The organism is Mesorhizobium sp. M4A.F.Ca.ET.020.02.1.1 (genome assembly GCF_004022645.1).
GTDB lineage: Bacteria > Pseudomonadota > Alphaproteobacteria > Rhizobiales > Rhizobiaceae > Mesorhizobium.
In genome coordinates this window covers 10287-17477 of the sequence record NZ_RZOI01000052.1, presented here as the reverse complement: position 1 = coordinate 17477, position 7191 = coordinate 10287, and the positions used below count along the sequence as shown (strand labels likewise).

Genomic DNA, 7191 nt, shown 5'->3' with positions numbered 1-7191 from the left:
CTCTCTGATTTGCTGATCGATGCCCCAAGGACGTACGGGGGCCTGGCCAGTCCGACACGGGCTGTCAAATTTCTTGAAGCCCTGCCCTCTCCCGCTCCCTGCCCTGCTCAGCGAAGCATGTGAGGCGAATGCTTTCAACCCATCGCCTGGCGGATGGATTTGGAGAACCGCGCGAGGAAGGCCGGCCGCGACGCGGCGTCGAGCTTCCAGGACAGCACGGCGAGCGCCATCCTTCCGGGCAGCATGCCGACGGACAGGAACCAGGCGGCAAGCATGGCGCGACGCCTGAGCGAGGCCGTCATCTCGAGGCTGGCGACGGCGCCGTGCGCGGCAAGCGCCAGTTTGGAATCATTGGCGACCGGGTGCCGGTCGGGGTCGGCGCAGAGCGAGGCGAGCCGCTCCTCCAGATGAAGCGTATCATGCAGGACGGTCTCGGCCGGCTCGACCGCCAGGCCGACGCCCGAGACCTGGCCCGACAGCGCCGCCATACGGTGGAAATCATGCGCCACCCGCCACCGCGCCCGCTCGGCAAGCTTTTCGCCGAAGACGGAATGGTTGGCGCCGTGGATACGGTAGGCGCCGACGCATTCCTCGATCGACTGCACCTGCCCGTAGAGCGGCGCCAGCGTCGCCAGATAGCCATCGGCGCCCTGGCGGAAATCGGCTTCGGGGATCGGCATGATGGTGTCCAGCGTCGAGCGTTCGAAGGCGAGTCCGCTGGTCACCGTCGTCTGGTAGCGCCCCTTGTGCAGCAGCTTCGGCACCACGTCGCCATCGTCGAAGGGAAGTTCCGGCGGCGGGAAGACATCCTTGACGCGCTGTGCTTCGTCGACGATGTGCAGCCGCGACTGCACCTGCGCGGTCGCCGGATCCCAGGCGTCGACGATCCTGGAGACGGCGTCCGGGTAGAGATAGTCGTCGGCGTCGAGGAACAGCACGATCCTGCCTGAGCTTGCCGCGAAGCCGGTGTTGAAGGCGGCGGCATGGCCGCCATTCCTTGGCCGCAGGCAGGCGCGGATCCTGTCGCCATAGGATTCTATGACCACCGCCGAACCGTCGCTCGATCTGTCGTCGACGACGATGACCTCGACGTCGTCATGGTCCTGGCCGAGCGCGCTGTCGACGCTGCGTTCGAGGAAGCGCGCGTAATTGTAGTTCGGGATGATGATGGACACCGGAATCCGGCTGGGCATCGGATGCATCGCGTTGGACCTCGCATTTGCTTTGGTTTCGGCGGAACCCGCAGGAATAAGCCTTAAGCCCCGCGAGTTTCCCTGGGGCAAGGCTTGCGCTTGCCTCGGGTGGACGGGTTGCGTTGCGACGTCAGCTGAGCGGCCGCGATTGCCTTCGAGGGTCATCCGCCGCAGGCATTCGGCGCGCGGCGGCAAGGCAGTCGGGGATCCGGTCCGGATGGTGCAGCGGCCGGCTCCGACGGGAATGGTCCTTCATTCGATCCGGGACAGTGCGTCCCGCGCCGAAGGCATATCCGGAGTGTGACCGCGAAATGCGGCCGTAACAAGCCCGGGGCGTCGATTGCGCCCCTCACGCTGGAGCGGACGTTGCTCCAGTTTTTGTCCGTACGCAATCCCGGACGGAAAACCGCTACGCACTTTTCCTGGAATTGCTTCTAGCTTACGCAATCCCGGACGGAAAACCGCCACGCACTTTTCCTGGAATTGCTTCTAGCTTACTTGAAGCCCCCGCTTCTCATAGTATGGATTGCTCATATCACGGGTTCGTGATCGACCGGTATGAGCGAAATGCAACACGTCCACCCTAAGGTCTGCCCGCGATTTCCGGTGCCGGAACACCTTTGCGACGTGTCGACAAGGCGGCCCGGCACCGGCCAAAGTCACGCCCCTTGACCGCTTCGGCGGTTGGGACGAGCGTAGCGGCAGACCTTGCCTGGGGGACCCATGGATTCGAAGAAACTGCTGACCCGCATGATCCGCGCCGGCGCCGGCGAGGTCCCCGCCGACCTGGTGGTCCGCAACGTGCGGCTGCTCGATGTCGTCACCGGCAGGGTGAGCGAAACCGACATCGCCATCGTCGGCGACCGCATCGTCGGCACCCATGCGCGCTATCAGGCTGCCGAGGTGATCGACGGCCGCGGCCGCTTCGCCGTGCCCGGCTTCATCGACACGCACCTCCACATCGAATCCTCGCTGGTCAGCCCGCTCGAATTCGACCGCTGCGTGCTGCCGCACGGCGTCACCACGGTGCTTTGCGATCCGCATGAGATCGCCAATGTGCTGGGCACTGAGGGCATCCGCTATTTCCTCGACTGCGCCGAGCGGACCATTCTCGACGTGCGGGTCAACCTGTCGTCCTGCGTCCCGTCGACGGCGTTCGAGACCTCGGGCGCGCGGCTGGAGGCGGAAGACCTCGTCCCGCTCCGCGCCCATCCCAAGGTGGTCGGCCTCGCCGAGGTGATGAATTTTCCCGGCGTGCTCGCCGGCGACGAAGGCATGATCGCCAAGCTCGACGCCTTTTCAGACGGCCACATCGACGGCCACGCGCCGCTGCTCAGGGGCCAGCGGCTCAACGGCTACCTGGCGGCCCGCATCCGCACCGACCACGAGACCACGACCGCGGCCGAGGCACGCGAAAAGCTCGCCAAGGGCATGGCGATCCTGATCCGCGAGGGCTCGGCCTCCAAGGACCTCGACGCGCTGGCCGAGATCCTCGACGCCGATACGTCGAGCTTCGTCGCGCTGTGCACCGACGACCGCAATCCGCTCGACATCGCCGAGGAAGGCCATCTCGATTCCTCGATCCGGCGGCTGATCGCCAAGGGCCGGCCGCTGCATCATGTCTACCGCGCCGCCAGCCATTCCGCGGCGCGCATTTTCGGCCTCACCGATCGCGGCCTGGTGGCGCCCGGCTGGCGTGCCGACATCGCCCTGCTCGACGACCTCGAGGACTGCCGGATGAGCGATGTCGTCTCCGCGGGACGGCTGGTGACGCCGGAACTGTTCGAGACCCGAGGCACGGTGGCGCCGGTCGGCCTCGGCTCGGTGAAGGCGAAGCCGGTCACGGCGGATGCCTTCCGCGTCGAGGCCAGGGCGGGCCGCAACCAGACGCCGGTGATCGCGATCAAGCCCGGCCTGATCATCACCTTCCGCGAGGACGCCGCCCTGCCCGTCCTCGATCAGTGCCTGCAGGCCGACCCCGAGGCCGACATCCTCAAGGCCGCGGTGGTCGAGCGGCACGGCAGGAACGGCAATATCGGCAAGGGTTTTGTCCGGGGCATCGGCCTGAAGCGCGGTGCCATCGCCTCCTCGATCGGCCATGACTGCCACAACATCACCGTGGTCGGCGCCACCGACGCCGACATGGCGGTGGCGGTCAACCGGCTGATCGAGATGGGCGGCGGCATGGCGGTGGCCGACAATGGCGTCATCACCGCCGAGCTGGCGCTGCCGCTGGCCGGACTGATGAGTCTCGACTCTTTCGAGACCGTCACGCACGCCCTGCACCGGCTGCGCGAGGCGACGCGCGCGATCGGCTGCACGATCCCCGAGCCGTTCCTGCAGGTGGCATTCCTGGCACTGCCCGTCATCCCACATCTCAAGCTCACCGACATGGGCCTGTTCGATGTCGACCGCTTCGGCTTCGTCGAGTGAGTTTTCGATTGGCGAGCTCAATCGTTGAGTTCGCCGGCCGCAGCGATCACTTCCGAGACGATTTCGAGCACACTGGCGTCCGTCGCCCGGTGGTTGACGAAGCACGCCCTCAGCGCGAACTGGTCGCGGACCATCGCGTTCGACAGGTAGACGCGGCCACGTGCGTTTATGCGTCTCAGGATCGCGCGGTTATCCTTGCCGCGATGGCGAAAACAGACCGCGCTGAGCGGCACCGGCGCCAGGAGTTCCAGTTCGGGGTGCGCCTCGACCGTCTCCGCCAGAAGCCTTGCATGGCGCAGGTCCGCCGCGATCGCCTCGCGAAAGGCGCGGCGGCCGTGATATTGCAGCGAAAGCCATAGCTTCAGCGCACGGAAACGCCGCGACAGCTCGAACGTCTCCTCGAAGAAGGCGAAACCTTCCGTCGGATCCTGGCTCAGCATGCCGACATAGTCATCGCTGTGCGAAAACGTCTGGCGCGCTATGTCCGGGTGGCGATGCAGCAGGCAGCCGCAATCGAGCGGCTGATAGAGCCATTTGTGCGCGTCGAGCGAGAGCGAGTCCGCCAGGGCCAGCGAGTTGAGCGTCTCCGGCAGGGCCAGGGCCGCCAGAACGCCATAGGCGCCGTCGACATGCAGCCACATGCCCTCGCGTCCGGCGATGCCGGCGATCTCGGGCAGCGGATCGATCGCGCCGGAGACGATGGTGCCGACAGTGGCGACGACCGCGATGGGGATTTGTCCTGCCGCGCGATCGGCGGCGATGGCTGCCTGGAGAGCGTCGGGTCGCATCCGGAACTGGTCGTCGACGGGTATCAGGCGCAGGTTCGCCCTGCCGACGCCGATGAGCGCCACCGCCTTGGGTATGGACATGTGCACCTGCTCGGACGCATAGACCACGCCGCCGCGCACTCCCGTTTCATTGGCCGGCAGCTTTGCTTCCCGCGCCATCGCCAGCGCCATCAGGTTCGCCGCCGAGCCGCCGCCGCAGAGGCTGCCGGTGAAACCGGCGCAGCCCACGGCCTGCGCCAGCCATCCGACGACGGCGTGTTCGATCGATGTCGCCGCCGGCGCGGATCGCCACGAGGACACGTTCTGATTGAGCACCGCCGCCAGCAATTCTCCCACCGCCCCCACCGGCTCGCCGGAACCGAAGACGTAGGCGAAGAACCTGCCAGCGGATGGTCGCGCATGCTCGGCGATCAACTTGAAGTCGTGCAGGACGTCCCGGCCCCTGCCCTCCTCGGCCCAGGGCCGCGAGAAGAGTTCGGTTGTCTCCCTGCCGCTGGTCGACGGATAGGCCGGACGGTCATCGAGCGAGGCCCAATAGGTCGTGGCGAGGTCCATCGCCTCGTCCGCCAGCCGCGACAAATCCTGATTGGAGATTTCGAGCGCCTTCATAGCCCTGCCCCCTTGATGCATGCGAAACCACTGGACTTGATTAGCACAAAACCGGCATCGCCACCGGCAAGGGTTTTCCGTCAGACCGGCAGCGGCGGATCCGCCGGCTCCCCGGGATCATGGCCGGCAGCCGAACGGATTTCGGTCAGCGACCAGATCTGCCGCCCATCGCGGAAGTTCGCGGGATCGAGCCAGGCCTCGAAGGCGGCGCGGCGGGCCGGCCATTCGCTGGAAAGCATCGAGTACATGCAGATGTCGCGCGGCTTGCCCTTCAGGAACAGGCTCTCGCGCAGCATGCCTTCATAGACGAAGCCGAGTCGGTCGGCCGCCTTGCGCGAGCGCTGGTTGGTCGAGGTGCAGGTCCATTCCAGGCGCCGGTAGCCGAGATCGTCGAAGACGTGGCGCAGGATGAGGTAGAGCGCTTCGGTGGCGAGCCGCGTGCGCTGCAGCGGCGGTGTGTAGAGCACATAGCCGAGCTCGACGACATGATGCGCGGGTCGCGCCTCCATCAGGCAGAGCCATCCGAGCGGCCCGCCATCGGGGCCATCGACGGCGAAGAAGGCGCGCTTGGGATCGGCCACCAGGACGGCGACTTGCTCGGCGAAGGCCCGTTCGGTGGCGAACGGCCCCACCTTCATGTCGACCCAGGTGGCGTGCGTGTGCTCGTCATGCGAGAGCAGGTAGAGTTGTGCCGCATCGCCCGCGGCGTCGAGCGGCCGCAGCCGCCCCCAGCGGCCGGCAAGCTCAATGGCCAAGGGAACCGGCGCATCACCCGGCGTGACCTCGTTCGGTTTCAGCTTGGATGACATTGTCTCGCATCTCTTTGTTTTGAGCAGTTGCGGACGGAAAGCCGTTTCACGCTTTTGCTGGAGTGCTCTAGTTCCAGTATCGGAACATCCTACCCATTCTGTTCGGCATGACGAAAATCTCCTCCGCGTGGGAAAAGCCGGCATCCCGCCCCATGCCGAGCCATGTGGCGGCGGTTTCCGGGAAATCGGCCAGCAGCATGTGCCGTTCCATGGCGGCGAACTCCTCGTCGGAAACGGCCGACCATTCATCGCGCAGCAAGGAGAAGCGGGCGAGCCAGGCGGCGCGATCCTCTCCCTCGAAAAGCGCTGGCTCCCAGATGACGAAGAGGCCCATCCCTCCCAGGGCCCTGCGGGCGTGCCGCATCAGCCGCGCCTTACCCTCGGTCGGCAGGTGGTGCAGCGACATGCCGATCCAGATCACGTCGACGGGCTCCGACCACGTCGCCATCGCATGCGCGAAATCGCTGCAACGCAACTCGACCGGGCAAGGAAGGATATCGAGCTCTCGAGCCGCCAGCCGCAGCGATGCCTCGGACAGATCGATGCCGACATAGTTGCCGATCGTGGTCGTCCTCAACGTCGCAGCGGAGGCGCCGGCATCGCCGCACGCCACGTCGAGAAAGCGGAACGACGCAGGCGCAAGCTCCGTGAGCACGTCACGCAGAAGGCGATAGACCTCGCGATGGAACATGAGGTTTGCATCCACGATCCTGCGATAGGTATCAAGCTCCCTGTTGAACATGTCCTGGGAGCCCGTTGCCTCGCTCCCTGTCGTCGCCGGCATGCCTTCGCTCGATGTCACGATGCCCTCCATGGAAGGTCGATGGGATGCCGCTAGGCAGCGGCACCTGCTGCGTAGAGATGCAAGGCGCGGAAGACCGCCGTGTGGCCAGGGGTCGCGATGCCGAACTCGATGCCCAGCTGGTGCATCCGCCCGGACAGCCAGGCGACCTCGATCGGCTTTCCCCTTTCGAGATCGTTGGCCATCGACGATTTCACATGCGGGGGGAATGCGCTCCACCTGGTCGTGACGCGCCGTTCGAATCCCTCGGCCAGCGGATGACCGGCGGCCGCGGCAATCGCCATGCCCTCGTCGCGCAGCTGCTCGATGAAGATGCGCGCCTCGGGGTCGTCGAGGATCGGACCGATCCCCGAACGCATCAGCGACGTTCCGCCGGAGAAGGCCGCCAATGTCACGAACTTCTCCCAAAGCACATTGTCGATGTCGGCAACCGGCTTCAGCTCCAGCCCGATAGCCCGATCGCACAGCGCCTGAAGTTCCTTGATGACAGGGTCGCGGTGTCCGCCGACGAGGATGTCACGCAGCCCGCCCGCGTGGACGACTTCTCCGGGCTGCTT

Annotated in this window: 6 protein-coding genes; 1 reads left to right on the top strand and 5 read right to left on the bottom strand. The window is 66.1% G+C overall.

Features of this window, described 5'->3' with window-relative positions:
* Window positions 1–134: 134 nt before the first annotated feature.
* On the bottom strand, window positions 135–1202 hold the full coding sequence (locus EN742_RS06180) for a glycosyltransferase (RefSeq protein ID WP_128332548.1): 1068 nt from the start codon (window positions 1200–1202) through the stop codon (window positions 135–137).
* Window positions 1203–1916: 714 nt separating this feature from the next.
* On the opposite strand from EN742_RS06180, the gene ade reads away from it, so the two are divergent.
* Window positions 1917–3626: an adenine deaminase gene (gene ade / locus EN742_RS06175; RefSeq protein WP_127407354.1), complete on the top strand. Its 1710-nt coding sequence runs from the start codon at window positions 1917–1919 to the stop codon at window positions 3624–3626.
* 17 nt (window positions 3627–3643) lie between these two features.
* Here the strand turns inward: ade and EN742_RS06170 are convergent, their stop codons facing one another.
* The 4 genes from EN742_RS06170 to EN742_RS39165 all read right to left on the bottom strand — a co-directional run.
* Entirely contained in the window at window positions 3644–5023 is a 1380-nt protein-coding gene (locus EN742_RS06170; RefSeq protein ID WP_128332547.1) for an aminotransferase class V-fold PLP-dependent enzyme, read from the bottom strand.
* Between the two features lie 80 nt (window positions 5024–5103).
* Complete coding sequence (locus tag EN742_RS06165; RefSeq protein ID WP_189375199.1) at window positions 5104–5832, bottom strand: GNAT family protein; 729 nt, start codon at window positions 5830–5832, stop codon at window positions 5104–5106.
* A 67-nt stretch (window positions 5833–5899) separates the two neighbouring features.
* The gene (locus tag EN742_RS06160) at window positions 5900–6634 is read right to left on the bottom strand and encodes a class I SAM-dependent methyltransferase (RefSeq protein WP_189347333.1); all 735 of its coding nucleotides are present in this window, start codon (window positions 6632–6634) and stop codon (window positions 5900–5902) included.
* Between the two features lie 32 nt (window positions 6635–6666).
* Window positions 6667–7191: ketopantoate reductase C-terminal domain-containing protein (locus tag EN742_RS39165; RefSeq protein WP_281034941.1), on the bottom strand; the 525-nt coding region annotated here is incomplete at its 5' end.